The organism is Pseudomonas sp. A (assembly GCF_056270345.1).
In genome coordinates this window covers 409,405-430,753 of sequence record NZ_CM149873.1, presented here as the reverse complement: position 1 = coordinate 430,753, position 21,349 = coordinate 409,405, and the positions used below count along the sequence as shown (strand labels likewise).

The 21,349-nt window shown below is 62.9% G+C and carries 16 protein-coding genes and 1 pseudogene; 14 read left to right on the top strand and 3 right to left on the bottom strand.

Translation table 11 applies throughout. The features are described from left to right. Positions 1–8 precede the first annotated feature (8 nt). From dgcA to AC0MAZ_RS01930, 7 genes are all read left to right on the top strand, one after another. Complete coding sequence (gene dgcA, locus AC0MAZ_RS01960; RefSeq protein ID WP_475859999.1) at positions 9–2,069, top strand: dimethylglycine demethylation protein DgcA; 2,061 nt, start codon at positions 9–11, stop codon at positions 2,067–2,069. A gap of 177 nt (positions 2,070–2,246) precedes the next feature. After that, positions 2,247–4,199 (top strand): dimethylglycine demethylation protein DgcB, encoded by a 1,953-nt coding sequence (dgcB, locus tag AC0MAZ_RS01955; protein WP_475859997.1) that lies wholly within the window; start codon positions 2,247–2,249, stop codon positions 4,197–4,199. Beyond that, positions 4,199–5,431, top strand: a complete 1,233-nt coding sequence (etfA, locus tag AC0MAZ_RS01950; protein ID WP_475859995.1) for an electron transfer flavoprotein subunit alpha — start codon at positions 4,199–4,201, stop codon at positions 5,429–5,431. The genes dgcB and etfA overlap by 1 nt, the downstream gene beginning before the upstream one ends. Before the next feature lie 11 nt (positions 5,432–5,442). Then, positions 5,443–6,213: an electron transfer flavoprotein subunit beta gene (gene etfB, locus AC0MAZ_RS01945; protein ID WP_203649739.1), complete on the top strand. Its 771-nt coding sequence runs from the start codon at positions 5,443–5,445 to the stop codon at positions 6,211–6,213. Positions 6,214–7,076: 863 nt separating this feature from the next. Continuing rightward, positions 7,077–7,949, top strand: a complete 873-nt coding sequence (locus AC0MAZ_RS01940; RefSeq protein ID WP_475859992.1) for an RHS repeat-associated core domain-containing protein — start codon at positions 7,077–7,079, stop codon at positions 7,947–7,949. A 59-nt stretch (positions 7,950–8,008) separates the two neighbouring features. Further along, positions 8,009–8,809: an RHS repeat-associated core domain-containing protein gene (locus AC0MAZ_RS01935; protein ID WP_475859991.1), complete on the top strand. Its 801-nt coding sequence runs from the start codon at positions 8,009–8,011 to the stop codon at positions 8,807–8,809. A 223-nt stretch (positions 8,810–9,032) separates the two neighbouring features. After that, positions 9,033–9,944: an RHS repeat-associated core domain-containing protein gene (locus AC0MAZ_RS01930; RefSeq protein WP_475859989.1), complete on the top strand. Its 912-nt coding sequence runs from the start codon at positions 9,033–9,035 to the stop codon at positions 9,942–9,944. An 88-nt stretch (positions 9,945–10,032) separates the two neighbouring features. Here the strand turns inward: AC0MAZ_RS01930 and gbcA are convergent, their stop codons facing one another. After that, the gene (gene gbcA, locus AC0MAZ_RS01925) at positions 10,033–11,325 is read right to left on the bottom strand and encodes a glycine-betaine demethylase subunit GbcA (RefSeq protein ID WP_186712615.1); all 1,293 of its coding nucleotides are present in this window, start codon (positions 11,323–11,325) and stop codon (positions 10,033–10,035) included. Positions 11,326–11,622: 297 nt separating this feature from the next. Here gbcA and gbcB point away from each other — a divergent pair, with 297 nt between their 5' ends. After that, positions 11,623–12,723 carry a glycine-betaine demethylase subunit GbcB gene (gene gbcB, locus AC0MAZ_RS01920; protein ID WP_050703446.1) on the top strand — a complete coding sequence of 367 codons (1,101 nt, stop codon included), beginning with the start codon at positions 11,623–11,625 and terminating at the stop codon, positions 12,721–12,723. Positions 12,724–12,816: 93 nt separating this feature from the next. Here the strand turns inward: gbcB and AC0MAZ_RS01915 are convergent, their stop codons facing one another. Continuing rightward, positions 12,817–14,442 carry a methyl-accepting chemotaxis protein gene (locus AC0MAZ_RS01915; RefSeq protein ID WP_203649748.1) on the bottom strand — a complete coding sequence of 542 codons (1,626 nt, stop codon included), beginning with the start codon at positions 14,440–14,442 and terminating at the stop codon, positions 12,817–12,819. 277 nt (positions 14,443–14,719) lie between these two features. On the opposite strand from AC0MAZ_RS01915, the gene AC0MAZ_RS01910 reads away from it, so the two are divergent. The 4 genes and pseudogenes from AC0MAZ_RS01910 to AC0MAZ_RS01895 all read left to right on the top strand — a co-directional run bounded on the left by AC0MAZ_RS01910 (position 14,720) and on the right by AC0MAZ_RS01895 (position 17,365). Next, entirely contained in the window at positions 14,720–14,950 is a 231-nt protein-coding gene (locus AC0MAZ_RS01910; RefSeq protein ID WP_028688440.1) for a hypothetical protein, read from the top strand. Next, positions 14,947–15,249: a cell division protein ZapA gene (locus AC0MAZ_RS01905; RefSeq protein WP_475859987.1), complete on the top strand. Its 303-nt coding sequence runs from the start codon at positions 14,947–14,949 to the stop codon at positions 15,247–15,249. Before AC0MAZ_RS01910 ends, AC0MAZ_RS01905 begins: the two co-directional genes overlap by 4 nt. A 178-nt stretch (positions 15,250–15,427) precedes the next feature. After that, a pseudogene (locus AC0MAZ_RS01900) lies at positions 15,428–16,453 on the top strand (PDC sensor domain-containing protein); the annotation flags it as partial. A gap of 174 nt (positions 16,454–16,627) precedes the next feature. Next, a complete protein-coding gene (locus AC0MAZ_RS01895; RefSeq protein WP_475861378.1) occupies positions 16,628–17,365 on the top strand; it encodes a methyl-accepting chemotaxis protein in 738 nt (245 codons plus the stop codon). Positions 17,366–17,470: 105 nt separating this feature from the next. On the opposite strand, the gene AC0MAZ_RS01890 is transcribed toward AC0MAZ_RS01895, so the two are convergent. Further along, positions 17,471–18,511, bottom strand: coding sequence for a threonine aldolase family protein (locus tag AC0MAZ_RS01890; RefSeq protein ID WP_254464413.1), 1,041 nt, complete (start codon positions 18,509–18,511; stop codon positions 17,471–17,473). A gap of 317 nt (positions 18,512–18,828) precedes the next feature. On the opposite strand from AC0MAZ_RS01890, the gene AC0MAZ_RS01885 reads away from it, so the two are divergent. Beyond that, positions 18,829–20,082, top strand: a complete 1,254-nt coding sequence (locus tag AC0MAZ_RS01885) for a serine hydroxymethyltransferase (protein ID WP_475859984.1) — start codon at positions 18,829–18,831, stop codon at positions 20,080–20,082. A gap of 15 nt (positions 20,083–20,097) precedes the next feature. Then, entirely contained in the window at positions 20,098–21,348 is a 1,251-nt protein-coding gene (locus AC0MAZ_RS01880) for a sarcosine oxidase subunit beta family protein (RefSeq protein ID WP_110735299.1), read from the top strand. Position 21,349: the final 1 nt, after the last annotated feature.

Below are 21,349 nucleotides of genomic sequence, written 5' to 3'. Positions count from 1 at the left end.
ATAGCGTCATGGCCTTCGAAGCAATGTTCCAGCCGATCCAGATCGGCAAGCTGACCATCCGCAACCGTGTGCTGAGCACCGCGCACGCCGAGGTCTACGCCACCGACGGCGGCATGACCACCGACCGCTACGTGAAGTACTACGAAGAGAAGGCCAAGGGCGGCATCGGCCTGGCCATCTGCGGCGGCTCGTCGGTGGTGGCCATCGACAGCCCGCAGGAGTGGTGGTCGTCGGTCAACCTGTCCACCGACCGCATCATCCCGCACTTCCAGAACCTCGCCGACGCCATGCACAAGCATGGCGCCAAGATCATGATCCAGATTACCCACATGGGCCGCCGCTCGCGCTGGGACGGCTTCAACTGGCCGACCCTGATGTCGCCGTCGGGCATCCGCGAACCGGTGCACCGCGCCACCTGCAAGACCATCGAGGTGGAAGAGATCTGGCGGGTGATCGGCAACTACGCGCAAGCGGCGCGTCGTGCCAAGGAGGGCGGCCTGGACGGCGTCGAGCTGTCGGCCGTGCACCAGCACATGATCGACCAGTTCTGGAGCCCACGGGTCAACAAGCGTACCGACGAATGGGGCGGCACCTTCGAGGGCCGAATGAAGTTCGGCCTGGAGGTTCTGAAAGCCGTACGTGCCGAAGTCGGTGACGATTTCTGCGTGGGCATGCGCATCTGTGGTGATGAGTTCCATCCCGATGGCCTCAGCCACGAAGACATGAAGCAGATCGCCGCCTACTACGACGCCACCGGCATGCTCGATTTCATCGGCGTGGTCGGCTCGGGCTGCGACACCCACAACACCCTGGCCAACGTCATCCCCAACATGAGCTACCCGCCGGAGCCGTTCCTGCACCTGGCGGCCGGCATCAAGGAAGTGGTCAAGGTCCCGGTGCTGCACGCGCAGAACATCAAGGACCCGAACCAGGCCACGCGTATTCTCGAAGGCGGCTACGTCGACATGGTCGGCATGACCCGCGCGCACATCGCCGACCCGCATCTGATTGCCAAGATCAAGATGGGCCAGATCGACCAGATCAAGCAGTGCGTCGGCGCCAACTACTGCATCGACCGCCAGTACCAGGGCCTGGATGTGCTGTGCATCCAGAACGCCGCGACCTCCCGTGAATACATGGGCGTGCCGCATATCATCGAGAAGTCCACCGGGCCGAAGCGCAAGGTGGTGGTGGTCGGCGCCGGCCCGGCCGGCATGGAGGCGGCCCGCGTCGCCGCCGAGCGCGGCCACGACGTCACCGTATTCGAGAAGAAGGACCAGATCGGCGGGCAGATCACCATCGCCGCCAAGGCCCCACAGCGCGACCAGATCGCCGGCATCACCCGTTGGTACCAGCTGGAGTTCGCCCGCCTGAAGGTCGACCTGCGCCTGGGCACCGCCGCGGATGTGGACACCATCCAGGACCTGCGTCCGGACATCATCGTGCTGGCGGTGGGTGGGCATTCGTTCCTCGAACAGAACGAGCACTGGGGCGCCGCCGAAGGACTGGTGGTGAGCAGTTGGGACGTGCTCGACGGCAAGGTGGCGCCGGGCAAGAACGTGCTGGTGTACGACACCATCTGCGAGTTCACCGGCATGTCGGTGGCCGACTTCATCGCCGACAAGGGCAGCCAGGTCGAGATCGTCACCGACGACATCAAGCCGGGCGTGGCCATGGGCGGCACGAGCTTCCCGACCTACTACCGCAGCATGTACCCCAAGGAAGTGATCATGACCGGCGACATGATGCTGGAAAAGGTCTATCGCGAGGGCGACAAGCTGGTGGCGGTGCTCGAGAACGAGTACACCGGCGCCAAGGAAGAGCGCGTGGTCGATCAGGTGGTGGTGGAGAACGGTGTGCGGCCTGACGAGCAGCTGTACTACGCGCTCAAGGACGGCTCGCGCAACAAGGGCCAGATCGACGTGGAGGCGCTGTTCGCCATCAAGCCGCAGCCGATCCTCAGCCAGCCGGGCGAGGGTTACCTGCTGTATCGCATCGGTGACTGCGTGGCCCAGCGCAACGTGCATGCGGCGATCTATGACGCCTTGCGCTTGTGCAAGGACTTCTGATCGATACACATCGTCGCCACCGGGCGCGGTCCCTGTGGGAGCGGGTTCACCCGCGAATGCGTCAGCACTGACTACACCGTTGCCTGATCGGACGCATTCGCGGGTAAACCCGCTCCCACAGGGGGCCAATCCCATCTTCAGAGTGGCGCAAGAATCCAGCTGTTGTGGGAGCCTCCCATGTTGAACACCCTCTTACCCATCCTGCTGTTCACCGCCCTCGGCCTGGCGGTGCTCGGCGCCCTGCGCCGGGTGCGCATGTGGCGGCGCGGGCGGCCTAGCAAGGTTGACCTGATTGGTGGCCTGCTGGCCATGCCGCGGCGCTACCTGGTGGACCTGCACCATGTGGTCGAGCGCGACAAGTACATGTCCAAGACCCACGTCGCCACCGCAGGCGGCTTCGTGCTGTCGGCCGTGCTGGCGATCCTGGTGCATGGCTTCGGCCTGCACAGCAAGATCCTCGGCTACGCCTTGCTGGTGGCCACGCTGATCATGTTCACGGGCGCGCTCTTCGTCTTCAAACGCCGGCTCAATCCGCCTTCGCGCCTGTCCAAGGGCCCATGGATGCGCCTGCCGAAAAGCCTGCTGATGTTCGCGGCGAGCTTCTTCATCGCCACGCTGCCGGTTGCCGGCATCCTGCCGGAAGGGACCGGTGGCTGGGTGCTGGTCGCCTTGCTGGGCGTCGGCGTGCTGTGGGGCGTGTCCGAGCTGTTCTTCGGCATGACCTGGGGCGGCCCGATGAAGCACGCCTTCGCTGGTGCCCTGCACCTGGCTTGGCACCGCCGCGCCGAGCGCTTCGGCGGTGGCCGCTCCACCGGCCTCAAGCCGCTGGACCTCGAAGACCCCAACGCACCGCTGGGCGTGGAGAAACCGGTCGATTTCACCTGGAACCAACTGCTCGGTTTCGACGCCTGCGTGCAGTGCGGCAAGTGCGAGGCCATGTGCCCGGCGTTCGCCGCCGGCCAGCCGCTGAACCCGAAGAAACTCATCCAGGACATGGTCATCGGCCTGGCCGGTGGCACCGACGCGCAGTTCGCTGGCAGCCCTTACCCCGGCAAGGCGGTCGGCGAGCATGGCGGCCATCCGCACCAGCCGATCGTCAACGGCCTGGTGGATGCCGAGACGCTGTGGTCGTGCACCACCTGCCGCGCCTGCGTCGAGGAATGCCCGATGATGATCGAGCATGTCGATGCCATCGTCGACATGCGCCGCCACCTGACCCTGGAAAAGGGCGCCACGCCGAACAAGGGCGCCGAGGTGCTGGACAATCTGATCGCCACCGACAACCCTGGCGGTTTCGCTCCGGGCGGGCGGATGAACTGGGCGGCCGACCTCAACCTCAAGCTGATGTCCGAGGTGAAGCGCACCGAGGTGCTGTTCTGGGTCGGCGACGGCGCCTTCGACATGCGCAACCAGCGCACCCTGCGGGCCTTCGTCAAAGTGCTCAAGGCTTCGGGCGTGGACTTCGCCGTGCTCGGCCTTGAGGAGCGCGACAGCGGTGACGTGGCCCGGCGCCTGGGCGACGAGGCGACCTTCCAGCAACTGGCCAAGCGCAACATACAGACCCTGGCCAGGTACCAGTTCCAGCGCATCGTCACCTGCGATCCGCACAGCTTCCATGTGCTGAAGAACGAGTACGGCGCCCTCGGCGGCGACTACCAGGTGCAGCACCACAGCACCTACATCGCCGAGCTGATCGCCGCGAACAAGCTCAACCTCGGCCAGCACAAGGGCGGCAGTGTCACCTACCACGACCCGTGCTACCTGGGCCGCTACAACGGCGAATACGAAGCCCCGCGCGAAGTGCTCAAGGCGCTGGGTATCGAAGTGCGCGAGATGCAGCGCTCGGGCTTCCGCTCCCGCTGCTGCGGCGGTGGTGGCGGTGCGCCGATCACTGATATTCCCGGCAAGCAGCGTATTCCCGACATGCGCATGGACGATATCCGCGAAACCGAGGCCGAGCTGGTGGCGGTGGGTTGTCCACAGTGCACGGCGATGCTCGAAGGCGTGGTCGAACCGCGTCCGCAGATCAAGGACCTGGCCGAGTTGGTGGCTGATGTGCTGATCGAAGACCAAACCCCTGCAACCCCGAAGTCGCAGGCCGCCAAACGTGAACCTGCGGAGGTGCACTGATGAGCGACATCATCCGCCGCGACCCACGCGCCGAGTGGATCGCCCGTAACCGCCTGCACCCGCTGCACGCGGCGATGCAGACGCAACAGACGAGCTGGATGGGCCCCCACGGCATTATCCGCAAGAACCCGCACGCGATCGCCGCCGGCTTCATCGGCCCCAGCGGCCTCAAGCGCATCGACCGCAGCGGCGCCCAGCAGGGCACCGGTGTCGGCGGGCGACGCAGTGCGGCCGCCGAAGTGCAGTTGCCGCTGCACACTGTGGTGCAACCGGCCTTCTACATTGCCGTGGTGCCGGACATGGTCGGTGGCCGCCTGGGCAGCCACGACCGCGACCTGCTGGGCCTTGCCCATAGCCTTGCCGGTAGCGATGGCGCGGTGTTGGCCGTCGTGTTCGGCGAGCACAAGGAAAACAACTTTTCCACAGCCGGCGTTGATCGGTTGCTGGTCATCGAGGGCGAGGCCTCCGCAGGTTATGCACCGGAGCAACTGGTCCAGGGCCTGCGGGCTGTGGATAACCAATTCGCGCCGCACCACTGGCTGTTGCCCGACAGCCGTACCGGCGGCGGCGAACTGGGACGCCGCCTGGCCGCCGCGCTGGGCGAACGCCCGGCGACGCGGGTGTGGCAGGTCAAGGATGGCCAATGCATCGGTCGCGCCGGTGCCGGCCAGCAGGATATCCAGCGCAGTGTGCCGCGGTTGATCCTGGCTGCCGCCGAATGCGCCGAGCCGGTCAGCGAGACCCGTCACGAAGCGCTGCCGGTGGAGTTGTCCACAGGCGTGGCACGCAGCCTGTCGCGTATCGAAGACCTGGGCTCGGTGGCCGTCGACCCGGCCGCCATCGCCATGGCCGAGGCCGAGTTCATCGTCTCCGGTGGCAACGGCGTCAAGGACTGGGACCTGTATCACCGGGCCACCGCGGCCCTCGGCGCCACCGAGGGTGCGTCGCGGGTGGCGGTGGACGACGGCTTCATGCCGCGCAACCGCCAGGTCGGCGCCACCGGCACCTGGGTCACGGCGCGGGTCTACGTGGCCGTGGGTATATCCGGCGCCATCCAGCACCTGCAAGGCATCGGCGCCTGCGACAAGGTGGTGGCGATCAACATGGACCCGGGCTGCGACATGATCAAACGGGCCGACCTGTCGGTGATCGGCGACAGCTCGGCGATTCTCAAGGCGCTGATCGAGGCTGTGGACAACTTCCGCAGCGGCGGCCAGCGCGACGCGGCATAGGGGCAGCGAGCATGAGTACGAAAGTCATCAGCCTGGTCTCGATCGGCGCCCACCCCAGCTCCGGCCGCGCGCGCCGCGCCGAGCAGGATGCCCGCGCCGTGGAGCTGGGCCTGCAACTGGCTGGGGATAACTTGCAGGTGGTGCATGCCGGCGATCCTCGCGAAGAGGCGCTGCGTGCCTACCTGGGCATGGGGCTGGAGCATCTGGATGTGCTGGAACAGCCTGCCGGCGCCGATGTGCTGGGCGTGCTCGGCGACTATCTGCGTGACGCGGGGGCCCAGCTGGTGCTGACCGGCAGCCAGGCTGAAACCGGCGAAGGCTCGGGGATGCTGCCATTCCTGCTGGCCGAGAAGCTGGGCTGGCCGCTGGTGGTGGGGCTGGCCGAGGTCGAATCCATCGACAATGGCACCGCCCAGGTGCTGCAAGCCTTGCCAAGGGGCCAACGGCGCCGCCTGAAGGTGCGCCTGCCGTTGCTGGCAACTGTGGATAACGCCGCGCCCAAGCCTCGGCAATCGGCCTTCGGCCCGGCGCGACGTGGGGTGTTGGCGGCGCGTAACGTGGCGCTGATCGAGGATCCGCTGCTGGCCGAGGATGCCCTGCAACCGGCCAGGCCAAGGCCCAAGCGGCTCAAGGTGATCAAGGCCAAGAGTGGTGCGGACCGCATGAAAGCCGCCACGGCCAAGGCCAGTGGCGGGGGCGGCAAAGTGCTCAAGGATGTGTCGCCACAGGAGGGCGCCGAGGCGATCCTGAAGTTGCTGGTGGAGGAGGGTGTCCTGCGCTGACTTGCGGCACCCACTATCCACAAGCTCATAACGCCCGATGAAGGTGTCCAAAATCATTAGGCCAGATCACATCCCCTGTGGGAGCGGGTTTACCCGCGAATACCAGCGAAGCTGGTGCCAGGCACCGCAGTGCTCGTTTCGCGGGTAAACCCGCTCCCACAGGGGGCCACTGTTTGCGCTCCACCATAGCCGCGCTGATCCCTGTGCATAACTATCCTCGGAATCCAGCACGGCTGACATCGATTCGAACCCGCGCCGTCACTTGCCCACTGAATCTGTTTGCCAGGCTGTGTATAAAATGTTCGTGCATTGCCAGAGGCATTGAAATTAAAGGCCTACAGAGGATAGATCAAAAAATGCTCAGTTCGGTGAAAGGCACAACCCAACCGTAGTGCCAGTTACCAGCGAAGTTGCTCACAATCACTGTTGGTGGCCCTGTGGACAACATGTTTGGATTTTTCTACAGGCACTGAATCCATTGGGTTGGAGGGTGATGGCTGTTTTTTGATCAGTCCTTCGTCATTGTGGCTAAAGTCTCGGAATAAAAGCGCTTCATGACGCTATCCACAGGCCTGCAAGATTCCGGATCAGCCTTATCAACATTCTCTGTTGGTCCATCTGTGGAAAACGTGTTCGGTTCTGTCTGAACCCCACGCTTTCAAAGGCTTGTAAGCTGTTGGCTGTTTTTTGACCAACTCAGAAATCCCAGTCATTCAAACTACGTCGTCCGGTCTACTTGAGTGGCTGTGGATAAAAGCCCGCGATCAGGCACTTCCGGTCATGGAGACCTGGCATTTTTGTCAGTTATCTCAGCGCAACGGCAATGCTAGCTTGGTGCCAATCAGCCCATAGAGCACAAGCACATGGCCAGGAAATGTTTGCTCGCCGCAGACAGGCTGCAAAGCCCACATACAACGATGACTTCCTCAGGTCGGACACCGGTCGCCTACACACCCTACGGCTTGCGCCCCGCGCCGAAAGGGGCATCGATAACGGGGTTCACTGGCCAACTGCGAGAGGTCGAGTTGGGCTGTTACCTGCTGGGTAATGGCCATCGTGTTTTTAGTCCGTCTTTGATGCGTTTTTTTTCTGCTGATGTGTTGAGTCCGTTTGGGCTTGGTGGAGTGAATTGCTATGCCTACTGTCACGGTGACCCTATCAATAGGGTAGATCCTACTGGCCAATATGACGGCTGGGCTACGCACCAGATCACAATGGCTGCAAATGGATTAGCCTTAGGCCAGGTGGGGCTGGCAATTGCTAATCAATATATAGAGACAGGAAAAGTTAGTTTTGGTACAGGTGCTCGGTGGGGTGTAACGGGAGCTATTGCAGGGTGGGGTTTTTCCGCTGGAGTTCATCAGCGTAATAATGGCGATGAAGGAAGTGTCGTGGCGGACGTGACGACAGTGTTAGCCCCGGCACTGGCTTTCGGTGATGAACTCTATCGATTTGGGAGGAATATTTATCGCCGGGTGAAGGATCGTGTAGCGGCTCGCTTTAATACGCCACCTGGATCCCCAAATACGGTAATAACCAGTGAGGTGAATAAACGGGATCCAAATAACGCAGAGCACAGGGCGAATACGGTTCAAGAGGCTGTGGAGCTTAATAGGCTATTACTTGCACAACAAGATGGAGAGGAAGTTAATTACTTCCAGTTTCCTGAGGTAGGAGGTGGCGGGCAATTAAATGCTGGCGCCCCTCAAGAGGTACAGGCTTCAATCAGGGGGTAGCGACTTGTTAGTCTGCTAAATACGTAGGCGGCCTGTTGTTCTGAGTCTGGAGGTATAGCATGCGGGCGTCGATTATCTTGGGGGGCGACCATCAGTTGAGTAAAGTGATAGCCCTCACCCAGGGAGCCTTGCAATGTATACCTTATACGCCTTATGGCTTTAGCCGGCCACAGGGTGGGGCGATGGTAATTGGCTTTACAGGGCAATACTTTGATGGTTGCTTGGAAGGGTATTTGCTGGGCAATGGTTATCGAGTGTATAGCCCATGGCTTATGCGCTTCAAGTCCCCGGATCGAGTAAGTCCGTTCGGACGAGGGGGGATCAACGCCTATGCATACTGTGAGGGGGATCCTGTTAACTGGCAGGATCATTCTGGGAATCAAAAAAGCAGGGCGGTGTCTATGTTTGACCTGAGCATGTCTGGGGACTTATCAGGTATTTTTGTTGGGGCGCTGCGAAAAGTTCTTTCTTATGCCGAGTCCTTCCGGGATTCATTAATCTACAGTCAGCGTAATTTGGAGGGTAGGGCTGGGGATGCAGAATATTATCTTGATCTGGCTAGGAAGGATAAAAAGCCATATACAGCTGAGCATCTTGAGCTTTTACAGCAGCTTCCGCAATTGTTGATGGTTAGTGTGAAGGTTGAGCGCAAAAAATCCAGGGTTGAAGGCGGTATAAAAAAGCTTACTGGTTTGATTGACAGGATTGAGGTTGAGAGGTTCGAAGAGCCTCTGCAAGATAGTGGTATGATCCCAATCGTAACAGGAGATAAGTACGATGACTCAAGTTATTTAATGCCTGATGAGCGTCGTCGATTAGGCACTTGGCCTTCATCTGAGATGGGCCGGCTTAGGCAGTGATTTCCGAATGGGTATCTTGATTGATTTTAGGCTGCATGAGCGAAGACGGTTTACTGAAGATAATGGTAAGGGAGTGCGAATGCCTCCTCCTAGACATTATGGCCTAAATACCTGTGCTTCCGTACTTACCTTCCTGGCAGATGCGAGCAATCAGGTAACCTAAGATAGTATCAGGGCCACTCTCCACGCCCCATTGATACATTGCGCACAACCACCACAGGACATGGTGCATCAAATGGCTCTATTGGCAAGCGATAGACTGCAGAGTCCTCTCCTGGTTCAGCGTTCCACCGACAGGATAGCCGCAGCCTACACACCTTATGGACAACGAGCGCCATCCTCGTTCCCCACGGCATTGGGCTTCACCGGCCAGCCTTTCGAGCAAGCCCTGGATGGCTATGTGCTGGGCAGTTATCGCGTCTACAGCACCAGGCTCATGCGCTTTCTCAGTGCGGATTCGTGGAGCCCCTTTGGCGGAGGGGGGCTCAATGCCTATTGCTACTGTAGGGGCAATCCGGTCGACCGGCGTGATCCGACAGGTCATATTGTCGTTGATCCTTACACTGTGACCAAAGCCGGCTTCTTTATCGCCACCAATGCAGTTTCACTTGGCTCGGCGCTCATGAGCCCGCCCCCGCAAGACGGGTTGGGTGCCGCGCTGAATAGGGCGGCGATTACTGCTCCGCTCGTGGCATTCGGGGCGCAGGTGGGGAATGCGCTTGGAGTACCTGGCGCAGACTTGATGGTTGTGGCGTCAACTGCTACTGGCGCCACAGCCACCGCTGGGAAGGCAATAGTGAGTTCTCTTGCACCCGGTGCTGAGCCAGCAAAAAATGTAAAAGCAAACGTGAGGGCTTACTTCCGTGGAGTCAATGGACCATCGGTGGATGTAGAGTCTGGAGGTACAGCTTTGACTAACATTTCACCCTCCACCGGAGAACAAGGGACTCAAACTATTGACCTCGAAGATGGTGTTCGACCGCGAGTCAACACTGGGTCTGGTCTTCGGCGAAGAAGGGTCGGGGTTGTCACGCAACCTGATCTAGGCCATGTGTCTGGAGGAGGCCAGGATAGTGCTTCCCCGCCTAGAAGCCCCCAAAGCAAAAAGCATGAAATACGCGACCTGAGCGATTGATATGAGTGCCCAGGTGTAAACCCGCTCCACTCAAAGGGCCGCAATGCGGCCCTTTGAGACAAGTAGTCGACTGTACCCTTCTACTACCTCATTGAGCCTGCACTTCCCTCAGATAAGCCGCCGGCTCCGCCCCCAGATTGTTCAACAACCGCTGGCTATACCAGTCGATGAAGTTCACCACCCCAAACTCATAGGTCTTCGAGTAAGGCCCCGGCTGATACGCCGTGGAGTTGATGCCGCGCTGGTTCTCCTCCGCCAACCGCCGATCCTGGTCGTTGGTGGCGTCCCACACCTTGCGCATGTCCTCGGGGTTGTAATCGACGCCCTCCACCGCATCCTTGTGCACCAGCCATTTGGTGGTGACCATGGTCTCCTGGGCGCTGATCGGCCACACGGTGAACACGATCATGTGGTCGCCCATGCAGTGGTTCCACGAATGCGGCAGGTGCAGGATGCGCATCGAGCCCAGGTCCGGGTTCTTGATACGGCCCATCAGCTTCTGGCAGGCCTGCTTGCCGTCCATGGTCATCGACACGGTGCCCTTGAGCAGCGGCATGCGCACGATGCGGTTACGCAGGCCATGGCTCTTGTGCAGGTACGGAATCTTCTCGGCTTCCCAGGCGGCGGCCGAGGCGGCGACGTGATCCTTGAATTCCTGGCTGGCGCGAGGGTCGTTGGTGTCGTCCCACTCCAGCAGGGTCTTCAGTAATTCGGGGTGCGAGCCGCTGCAGTGGTAGCATTCGCGGTTGTTCTCCAACACCAGTTTCCAGTTGGCCTTCTCCATCAAGGTGGTCTGCACCGCCACCTTGGTGTTCTCCATGTCGTAGGGTTCCATGTAGTGGTCGAGGGTGGCGAGGAACTCGTCGATGGCCGGCGGGTTCTCGGCCAGGCTGATGAAGATGTAGCCGCCGGCCACCTTCACGTTCACGGGCTTTAGGCCGTACTGGTTCATGTCGAAGTCGGCGCCCATCTCGGTGCCGGCGAACAGCAGGCGACCATCGAGTTCGTAGGTCCACTGGTGGTAGTGGCAGACCAGCTTGGCCACCTTGCCTTTGTCGCTGACGCACAGGCGCGAACCGCGGTGGCGGCAGACGTTGTGGAAGGCGTGCACCTTACCTTCGGCACCGCGTATCACGATGATCGGATTCTTGCCGATCTGCAGGGTGATGTAGTTGCCCTTGGTCGGGATCTCGCAAACCATGCCGGCGATCAGCCATTCCTTGTGGAAGATCTCCTGCATGTCGATCTGGAACAGGCGCTCGTCGCAGTAGAACGGTTGCGGCAGCGAGTAGGTGCGCTCGCGGGTCTGCAGCATCTCGGCGGTGGCCTTGCGTGCAGGTTCCAGTGGATCGCCCAGGCTCAGGGTTGCGGTGACGTCCATCGTGTGGTCCTCGGGGCCGCGTGCGGCCGGCTGAAGTGGCTAATCGTTGTTGTAGTGCCGCAAGGCTGTTGTTCGCGATAAACAGCCTGTTGTTTTGCCGAGGAGTGTGCGTCCGGGCCGGGAAAGGACCATATCCACGGGCGACATGGCCGCATCGAATTCCGACGCGCCAACCCTTGTAGCGCGGGGCTGGTCGCGATAAGCACGCCGATGTCGCGGATGGGAATGTACGGCGCGGTGCGCTTGCGCATTATCGGAGCCATAAGAATGGCCGACAGTCGGCTGCTGGAGATGAACATGTCCGATACCTTCCTCAATCCGGTTACCACCCAGACCTGGGCCAATGGCCGCCACATCGTGCGTTGCGTCAAGGTCATCCAGGAAACCTGGGACGTGCGCACCTTCTGCTTCATGGCCGACCAGCCGATCATGTTCTTCTTCAAGCCCGGGCAGTTCGTCACGCTGGAGCTGGAGATCGAAGGCAAGCCTGTGATGCGTTCGTACACCATCTCCAGTTCGCCGTCGGTGCCCTACAGCTTCTCCATCACCGTCAAGCGCGTGCCGGGCGGGCTGGTGTCGAACTTCCTCCACGACACCATGCACGAGGGCGCCGAGTTGCCGGTGCACGGGCCGGTGGGGCTGTTCAACGCCATCGACTTCCCGGCAGGCAAGGTGCTGTACCTCTCGGGCGGCGTCGGCATCACCCCGGTGATGTCCATGGCGCGCTGGTTCTACGACACCAACGCCAACGTCGACATGGTCTTTGTGCACAGCGCCCGCTCGCCGAAGGACATCATCTACCACCGCGAGCTGGAGCAGATGGCTTCGCGCATCCCCAACTTCAGCCTGCACATCATCTGCGAGAAGCACGGCTTGGGCGAACCCTGGGCCGGTTACCGTGGCTACCTGAACCAGCGGCTGATGGAGCTGATCGCCCCGGACTACCTGGAGCGCGTGATTTTCTGCTGCGGCCCGACGCCGTACATGAGCGCGGTCAAGCGCATGCTCGAGGCAGTCGGCTTCGACATGAAGAACTACCACGAGGAATCGTTCGGCGCGACGCCGCCTGAGGCCAAGGCCGACGCGGTGGAGCATGCCGAAGCCGCGGCCGATGCGCCGGAAGTGGATGTGGCCGACCTCAACCTGGTGGAGTTCGTCGGCAGCGACAAGAGCATCCGCGTGGCCCCGGGCGAGACCGTGCATGCGGCGGCGGCCAAGGTCGGGCTGATGATTCCCAAGGCCTGCGGCATGGGTATCTGCGGCACCTGCAAGGTGCTCAAGCTCGGCGGCGAGGTGGAGATGGAGCACAACGGCGGGATTACCGAGGAGGATGAGGCCGAGGGCTACATCCTGTCGTGCTGCAGCGTGCCGAAAGGGGATGTGCGGATCGAGTATTGATCCGGCACTGCAAAGCATCGCGGGGCAAGCCCGCTCCCACGCCAAACCTGAACCTGGCGTGGGAGCGGGCTTGCCCCGCGATGCGTTTGAGGATCAGGTGCGGAACCGCGCCACCAACCCGTTCAGATCCACTGCCAGACGCGATAGCTCCGCACTCGCCGCGCTGGTCTGATGCGCTCCGGTAGCACTTTGCACCGACAGGTCGTTGATATTCACCAGGTTGCGGTCCACCTCGCGGGCGACCTGGGCCTGCTCTTCGGCGGCACTGGCAATCACCAGGTTGCGCTCGTTGATCTGCGCCACCGCGCCGGCGATGGTGTCCAGCGCCAGGCCCGCGCCACGGGCGATGTTCAGGGTCGACTCGGCGCGCTCGGTGCTGGTGCGCATCGAGTCCACGGCCTGCTCGGTGCCGCCCTGGATGCTGCCGATCATCCGCTCGATCTCGCTGGTGGACTGCTGGGTGCGGTGGGCCAGGGCGCGCACCTCGTCGGCGACCACGGCGAAGCCACGACCGGCCTCGCCAGCACGGGCGGCCTCGATGGCGGCGTTGAGCGCCAGCAGGTTGGTCTGGTCGGCCAGGCCGCGGATCACGTCGAGTACCTTGCCGATATCGCGGGACTGCTCGGCCAGGTGGGTAATCAGCTTGGCGGTGGACTGCACGTCGCCGCTCATGCGCTCGATGGCGCCCACGGTCTCCATCACCAGGTCACGGCCATCGCCGGCCGAACGGCTGGCTTCGCTGGAGGCCTCGGAGGTGCTCACCGCGTTGCGCGCCACTTCCTCGACCGCGCTGGTCATCTCGGTGACAGCGGTGGCGGCCTGCTCGATCTCGTTGTTCTGCTGCTGCAGGCCCCGGGCGCTTTCGTCGGTGACGCTGTTCAGCTCTTCAGCGGCGGAGGCCAGCTGGGTGGCGGAACCGGCGATCAGCTGCAGGGTGTCGCGCAGCTTGTCCTGCATCTTGGCCATGGCCTTGAGCAGGCGCGCGGCCTCGTCGGTGCCCTCGGCATCGATGTGGTGGGTGAGGTCGCCCTCGGCGATCTGCTCGGCGGACTTCAGCGCCTCATCGATGGGCTTGACGATGCTGCGGGTGAGCAGGAAGGCGAACAGCAGGGTCAGCACCGTGGCGGCCACCAGCAGGCTGATCACCAGGCCGAAGGCACCGCTGTACTGCTCGGCGGCCTGGGCGTTGGTGGCGCTGGTCTGGTCGGTGTTGATGCGCACCAGAGTGTCCATGATCTTGTTGATCTGCTCGGAGTTGTCCAGCAGGTCGCGGTTGAGCAGGTCGCGCAGGGCGTCGAGGTCGCCGGCCTGGCTCAGCGTGCGCATGCGTGCCTCGAGCTGGCGGTACTGGTTGAGCAGCAGGCCGTACTGGTCAAAGGCGGCTTTCTCGTCGGCGGCGGTTACCAGCGGCTCGTAGGCGCGGCGGGCCTTGTCGATCTGCGCGTTGCGCTCGTCCAGCAGGCGCAGGGTGTCCTGCTGGGTGGCCGGTTCGCGGTTGAGCAGCAGGCGGTAGGACAGGGTGCGCAGGCGCAGGTTGAGCGCGGTCAGCTCGTCGAGGGTCTTGATGCTGGGCACGCTGATTTCCTCGATGGTCACCCCGGCCTGGCGGATGTTGCCCATTTGAATCAGCGAGAACACGCCGAGGCCCAGCATCAGCAGGCCGATCACGGCGAACCCGAGCAGCGCGCGCGGCGCGATATTCATATTGCGTAAGGACATGGAGGCAGTTCCCAAGGCAGAAGAGGTGCCGCGATCCATGCGACGGAAGAAGACCTGCCTGCCTATCGGTCGTGACCGGCCAGTCTTGAGTCCGCAATGCAAAAATTGTGAGGCAGCTAACTATTTTCCTGACCAGCGGTTGATCCAGGTCGGAACAAGGGGGCCGATCCTGGGTCAACCTGAACCAGGCAAACACCTTTTGAATCCGATATTTAATGGCGGGGGCGGCGGTTTTTCCTTATCGTGTGCGCCCTTTGCAACAACCCGAGATAGACGCATGTTGGAAACTTCCCTGAATCAACTCGAGCAACTGGTCAGCGACCTGATGCACAAGAACGCGCAACTGGCCGAGCAGAACGCCAGCCTCGGCCAGGAACTGGCCCAGGCCAAGGAAGAGAACGACAGCCTGCAGTTGTCGCTGATGGAGCAGGAAGAGAAGCACGGCGCCACCGCCGCCCGCATCCAGGCCCTGGTCGAGCGCGCCAGCGCAGGTGTCGTGAACGCATGAGACTGCAAGCGCAGCCGGTCAATGTCGTGTCGATCCTGGGCAACGACTATTCGCTCAAGGCACCCGAAGGCCAGGAAGAAACCCTCTCCCAGGCCGTGCGCATGCTCAACGTCGCGCTGGCCGAAACCAAGCGCAACTACCCGACCCTGATCGGCGACAAGCTGCTGGTGCTGGCTGCCCTGAACTTGTGCTCCAAGCAGATCGAACTGCAGCACGAGCACGACCGCACCCTCGAACGCACCCAGGCGCAGATCGACGCCACGGTCGATGCCATCAGCCGGACCATCGGCGACCAGTAAAGCGCTCAAGCATCCCCTGTGGGAGCGGGTTTACCCGCGAAGACGTCGGTGAGGCCACCATCGTCTTCGCGGGTAAACCCGCTCCCACAGTTGTTTTGTGCTGCCTCGGATCACTGGAATAGCTGGATACTTAAGTGTATACACTTCCCGAAAAACAATAATTATCGGGGAATGGGGCATGCGTATCTGGCGGCGGAGCATCCAGTGGCAACTGATCGCAAGCATGGGCGCCGCCCTGCTGGCGAGCATCCTGGTGGTGGTGGTGATCTACACAATGGCGCTCAATCGCCTCACCGAGCGCTATCTGGTCGACACGGCGTTGCCGGCCAGCGTCGAGGCCATCCGCAACGATATCGAGCGCATGCTCGGCCAGCCGCTGGTGGCGGCGGCGGACATCGCCGGCAATACCCTGCTGCGCGACTGGCTGGCCGCCGGTGAATCCCCGGCCGAGCTGCCGCGTTTCATCGAATACCTGGACGCGGCCAAGCAGCGCAACCACGCCTTCACCACCCTGTTCGCCTCGACCGTCACTGGCCACTACTACAACGAGAAGGGCCTGGACCGCACCCTCAGCCGCGCCAATCCCAAGGACAAGTGGTTCTACGGCTACATCGACAGTGGCGCCGAGCGCCTGATCAACATCGATATCGACGGCTCCACCGGCGAGCTGGCGCTGTTTATCGACTACCGGGTCGAGAAGGACGGCCAGCTGGTCGGCGTGGCCGGCATGGGCCTGCGCATGACCGAGCTGTCGAAGCTGATCCACGACTTCAGTTTCGGCGAGCACGGCAAAGTGTTCCTGGTGCGCAATGACGGCTTGATCCAGGTCCATCCCGACCAGCAGTTCAGTGGCAAGCGCCAGCTCGCCGAGCAGTTGGACGTCGAGGCGGCGAAGGCCGTGCTGGTGGGCGGTGAAGGCCTGCGCAGCAGCCGTTTCCAGCGTGATGGCGAGGATTACCTGGCCCTGGGCCTGCCCCTGCGCGACCTGAACTGGACCCTGGTGGCCGAGGTGCCGGAAGCCGAGATCTACGCCCAGGCCCGCCAGGCCATCTGGCAGACCTGCTTGATCGGCGGCGGTGTGGCGCTGCTGTCGCTGTTGCTGGTGGTGCTGCTGGCACGCGGGTTGGTGCGGCCTATTCGTCAGGTCACGGCGGCACTGGTGCAGATCGGCGGTGACGCGGGTGATCTCAGCCATCGCCTGGACGACTCGCGCCAGGATGAACTGGGCGACCTGGCCCGTGGCTTCAACCGCTTCCTCGACAGCCAGCGCGGCCTGATCGGTGAAGTGCTGCGCACCACCGAGCGCCTGCACCTGTCGGTGGAGCAGGTGACCCAGGTGGTGGACAACACCGCCGAACGCTCCGGGCGGCAGCAGGAGATGACCGAGATGGTCGCCACCGCCGTGCACGAGATGGGCCTGACCGTGCAGGACATCGCCCAGAATGCCGGCTTCGCCGCCCATGCCTCGCAGTCGGCGCGCGACGAGGCGTTGCAGGCGCGGGAGGTGGTGCGTCGCTCCATCCACAACATCGAAGGCATGTCCGGGGAGATCGGCCGCGCCGCCGAGGCGGTGACGCAGCTGGCGGACGAGGTCGCCTCGATCGACGAAGTGCTGGCGGTGATCCGCAGTATTTCCGAGCAGACTAACCTGCTGGCGCTCAATGCCGCCATCGAAGCGGCGCGGGCCGGCGAGATGGGCCGGGGTTTTGCCGTAGTGGCCGATGAGGTGCGGACCCTGGCGCGGCGCACCCAGGTATCCACCGACGAGGTGCAGCAGATGATCCACCGACTCAAGCAGGGTGCGGGCACCGCCGTGGCGTCGATGCAGGCGGGGCAGCAGGCGACCGGCAACGGGGTCGAGTCGAGCCAGCGCACGGGGGCTTCGCTGGGGGCTATCACCGATCAGGTCGAGCGCATCAGCGGCATGAACGAGCAGGTGGCCACGGCGACCGAGGAGCAGTCGGCGGTGACCGAGGAGATCAACCGGACGGTGCAGGGGATTTCCGACCTGGCGCGGCAGACGGCCAGCGAAGTGCAGGGGTGTCGCGAGGAGTGCCAGGCGTTGCGTGGGCTGGCTGATGATCTGGCGCGGCAGATGGGTGGGTTCAGGCTTTAGATCGATGTTGGATTCTTCGCGGGTAACCCGCTCCCACAGGTTGATCACTGCCCTTGAAGACGGTGCCGTACCTGTGGGAGCGGGTTTACCCGCGAATGCGATCTGTCAGGCGCCGAAAATGGCGCGGATATCCGCCGCCAGCTCCCGCACCCGGGCTTCCTGGGTATCCCACGAACACATGAACCGCGCCCCACCGCTACCAATGAAGGTATAGAATCGCCAGCCTTTGTTGCGCAGCACCTCCAGCGCATGCTCCGGCATCTGCAGGAACACCCCGTTGGCCTCCACCGGGAACATCAGCTCGACTTCCGGCAGATCGCTCACCAGCGACGCCAGCAACTGCGCGCAGTGGTTGGCGTGCTTGCCATGGCGCATCCACGCGCCATCTTCCAGCAGCCCGACCCACGGCGCCGACAAGAAACGCATCTTCGACGCCAGTTGCCCGGCCTGCTTGCAGCGGTAGTCGAAGTCCTCGGCCAGGTCGCGGTTGAAGAACAGGATTGCCTCGCCGACCGCCATGCCGTTCTTGGTGCCGCCAAAGCACAGCACATCAACCCCGGCCTTCCAGGTCAGCTCGGCCGGCGAGCAGCCGAGGAACGCGCAGGCGTTGGTAAAGCGCGCGCCGTCCATGTGCAGGTTCAGGCCCAGCTCCTTGCAGGTGGCGCTGATCGCCTTGAGCTCGTCGGGGCGATACACGGTACCCACTTCGGTGGCCTGGGTGATGGTCACCACGCGAGGTTTGGGGTAGTGGATGTCCTGACGCTTGAGCGCCACTTCGCGGATCGACTGGGGCGTCAGCTTGCCGTTTACGCTGGCGGCGGTCAGCAGCTTGGAGCCGTTGGAGAAGAACTCCGGCGCGCCGCATTCGTCGGTCTCGACGTGGGCGGTCTCGGAGCAGATCACGCTGTGGTAGCTCTGGCACAGCGAGGCCAGGGCCAGGGAGTTGGCGGCGGTGCCGTTGAAGGCGAAGAACACCTCGCAGTCGGTCTCGAACAGCTTGCGGAAGTATTCCGAGGCGCGTTCGGTCCACTGGTCGTCGCCGTAGGCGCGTTGGTGGCCGTGGTTGGCCTTTTCCATGGCGGCCCAGGCTTCGGGGCAGATGCCGGAGTAGTTGTCGCTGGCGAATTGTTGGTTGTTGTCGGTCATGACGCCTGTCCTTTTGTACGACGCAGGATCGCACTCTAAACCATCGATTTGGCGGTTGCCTATACAGGCCCAGGCTTGCGTCACCTGTGCCGGCCTCTTCGCGGGTAAACCCGCTCCCACAGGGATTGCGCCACACCCTGTGGGAGCGGGTTTACCCGCGAAGAGGCCGGCACAGACAAACACTGCAGCCAATGTCGTAAACGCGCCATTGCAAGGCGCGCGCAGGCATCTGTACCACCGTGCCCGGTCATACCATCGCTGCAAAGGGTGGGAAAACCCTCACCAGACAAGAAACGATCGCTGCCGGGAGATACACGATGTTCAGCAAGCAAGACCAGATCCAGGGTTATGACGACGCACTGCTGGCGGCGATGAATGCCGAGGAACAGCGCCAGGAAGATCACATCGAGCTGATCGCCTCGGAGAACTACACCAGCAAGCGCGTGATGCAGGCCCAGGGCAGCGGCCTGACCAACAAGTACGCCGAGGGCTACCCGGGCAAGCGCTACTACGGCGGCTGCGAGCATGTGGACAAGGTCGAGGCGCTGGCCATCGAGCGCGCCAAGCAGCTGTTCGGCGCCGACTACGCCAACGTCCAGCCGCACTCCGGCTCCTCGGCCAACGGCGCCGTGTATCTCGCCCTGCTGCAGGCCGGCGACACCATCCTGGGCATGAGCCTGGCCCACGGCGGCCACCTGACCCACGGTGCCAAGGTGTCGTCCTCGGGCAAGCTGTACAACGCCGTGCAGTACGGTATCGACACCAATACCGGCCTGATCGACTACGACGAAGTCGAGCGCCTGGCAGTCGAGCACAAACCGAAGATGATCGTCGCCGGCTTCTCGGCCTACTCCAAGACCCTGGATTTCCCACGCTTCCGTCAGATCGCCGATAAAGTCGGCGCGCTGCTGTTCGTCGACATGGCCCACGTTGCCGGCCTGGTCGCCGCCGGCCTGTACCCCAACCCGATCCCCTTCGCCGACGTGGTCACCACCACCACCCACAAGACCCTGCGTGGTCCGCGTGGCGGCCTGATCCTGGCCAAGAGCAACGAAGAGATCGAGAAGAAGCTCAACGCCGCCGTGTTCCCCGGCGCCCAGGGCGGCCCGCTGATGCACGTGATCGCCGCCAAGGCGGTGTGCTTCAAGGAAGCGCTGGAGCCTGAGTTCAAGAGCTACCAGAAACAGGTCATCGAAAACGCCCAGGCCATGGCCCAGGTGTTCATCGACCGTGGCTACGACGTGGTCTCCGGCGGCACCGACAACCACCTGTTCCTGGTCAGCCTGATCCGCCAGGGCCTGACCGGCAAGGACGCCGACGCCGCCCTCGGCCGCGCCCATATCACCGTCAACAAGAACGCCGTGCCCAACGACCCGCAGTCGCCGTTCGTCACCTCGGGCCTGCGTATCGGCACCCCGGCCGTCACCACCCGTGGCTTCAAGGTTGCCCAGTGCGTGGCGCTGGCCGGCTGGATCTGCGATGTGCTGGACAACCTGGGCGACGCCGATGTCGAGGCCGATGTGGCCAAGAACGTCGCCGCCCTGTGCGCCGACTTCCCGGTCTACCGCTGAGTGGAGCAGAACACCATGCAACGTTATTCGGGCTTCGGCCTCTTCAAGCACTCCCTCAGCCACCACGAGAACTGGCAGCGCATGTGGCGCACGCCGACCCCTAAAAAGGTCTACGACGTGGTCATCGTCGGCGGTGGCGGCCATGGCCTGGCGACCGCCTACTACCTGGCGAAAGAGCACGGCATCACCAATGTGGCGGTGGTCGAGAAGGGCTACCTGGGCGGCGGCAACACCGCCCGCAACACCACCATCGTGCGTTCCAACTACCTGTGGGACGAGTCGGCGCACCTGTACGAACACGCCATGAAGCTGTGGGAAGGGCTGTCCCAGGACATCAACTACAATGTGATGTTCTCCCAGCGCGGCGTCTACAACCTGTGCCACACCCTGCAGGACATCCGCGATTCCGAGCGCCGGGTCAACGCCAACCGCCTCAATGGCGTGGATGGCGAGCTGATCCGCACCGAGCAGGTCGCGGCCGAGATCCCGTACCTCGACTGCTCGAAGAACACCCGCTACCCGATCCTCGGCGCCACCGTGCAGCGCCGTGGCGGCGTGGCCCGCCACGATGCCGTGGCCTGGGGCTTCGCCCGTGCCGCCGACGCCCTGGGCGTGGACCTGATCCAGCAGACCGAGGTGATCGGCTTCCGTAAAGAGAATGGCGCCGTGATCGGCGTTGAAACCAACAAGGGTTTCATCGGCGCCAAGCGCGTCGGCGTGGTCACCGCGGGTAACTCCGGGCACATGGCCAAGCTGGCGGGCTTCCGCCTGCCGCTCGAATCGCACCCGTTGCAGGCACTGGTATCGGAGCCGATCAAGCCGATCATCGACAGCGTGATCATGTCCAACGCCGTGCACGGCTACATCAGCCAGTCCGACAAGGGCGACCTGGTGATCGGTGCCGGCATCGACGGCTGGGTCGGCTACGGCCAGCGCGGTTCGTACCCGGTCATCGAGCACACCCTGCAGGCGATCGTCGAGATGTTCCCGATCCTCTCCCGCGTGCGCATGAACCGCCAGTGGGGCGGCATCGTCGATACCACCCCCGACGCCTGCCCGATCATCTCCAAGACCCCGGTGAAGAACATGTTCTTCAACTGCGGCTGGGGCACCGGCGGCTTCAAGGCCACCCCGGGCTCGGGCAACGTCTTCGCCGCGAGCCTGGCCAAAGGCGAGATGCACCCGCTGGCCGCGCCTTTCTCCATCGACCGTTTCTACAACGGCGCGCTGATCGACGAACACGGCGCCGCTGCCGTCGCCCACTGAC

Bases quoted from the DNA above. Each gene is read 5' to 3' on its own strand.
- dgcA (WP_475859999.1), top strand. From the start codon at position 9: ATGGCCTTCGAAGCAATGTTCCAGCCGATCCAGATCGGCAAGCTGACC.
- dgcB (WP_475859997.1), top strand. From the start codon at position 2,247: ATGTTGAACACCCTCTTACCCATCCTGCTGTTCACCGCCCTCGGCCTG.
- etfA (WP_475859995.1), top strand. From the start codon at position 4,199: ATGAGCGACATCATCCGCCGCGACCCACGCGCCGAGTGGATCGCCCGT.
- etfB (WP_203649739.1), top strand. From the start codon at position 5,443: ATGAGTACGAAAGTCATCAGCCTGGTCTCGATCGGCGCCCACCCCAGC.
- AC0MAZ_RS01940 (WP_475859992.1), top strand. From the start codon at position 7,077: ATGGCCAGGAAATGTTTGCTCGCCGCAGACAGGCTGCAAAGCCCACAT.
- AC0MAZ_RS01935 (WP_475859991.1), top strand. From the start codon at position 8,009: ATGCGGGCGTCGATTATCTTGGGGGGCGACCATCAGTTGAGTAAAGTG.
- AC0MAZ_RS01930 (WP_475859989.1), top strand. From the start codon at position 9,033: ATGGTGCATCAAATGGCTCTATTGGCAAGCGATAGACTGCAGAGTCCT.
- gbcA (WP_186712615.1), bottom strand. From the start codon at position 11,325: ATGGACGTCACCGCAACCCTGAGCCTGGGCGATCCACTGGAACCTGCA.
- gbcB (WP_050703446.1), top strand. From the start codon at position 11,623: ATGTCCGATACCTTCCTCAATCCGGTTACCACCCAGACCTGGGCCAAT.
- AC0MAZ_RS01915 (WP_203649748.1), bottom strand. From the start codon at position 14,442: ATGTCCTTACGCAATATGAATATCGCGCCGCGCGCGCTGCTCGGGTTC.
- AC0MAZ_RS01910 (WP_028688440.1), top strand. From the start codon at position 14,720: ATGTTGGAAACTTCCCTGAATCAACTCGAGCAACTGGTCAGCGACCTG.
- AC0MAZ_RS01905 (WP_475859987.1), top strand. From the start codon at position 14,947: ATGAGACTGCAAGCGCAGCCGGTCAATGTCGTGTCGATCCTGGGCAAC.
- AC0MAZ_RS01895 (WP_475861378.1), top strand. From the start codon at position 16,628: ATGACCGAGATGGTCGCCACCGCCGTGCACGAGATGGGCCTGACCGTG.
- AC0MAZ_RS01890 (WP_254464413.1), bottom strand. From the start codon at position 18,511: ATGACCGACAACAACCAACAATTCGCCAGCGACAACTACTCCGGCATC.
- AC0MAZ_RS01885 (WP_475859984.1), top strand. From the start codon at position 18,829: ATGTTCAGCAAGCAAGACCAGATCCAGGGTTATGACGACGCACTGCTG.
- AC0MAZ_RS01880 (WP_110735299.1), top strand. From the start codon at position 20,098: ATGCAACGTTATTCGGGCTTCGGCCTCTTCAAGCACTCCCTCAGCCAC.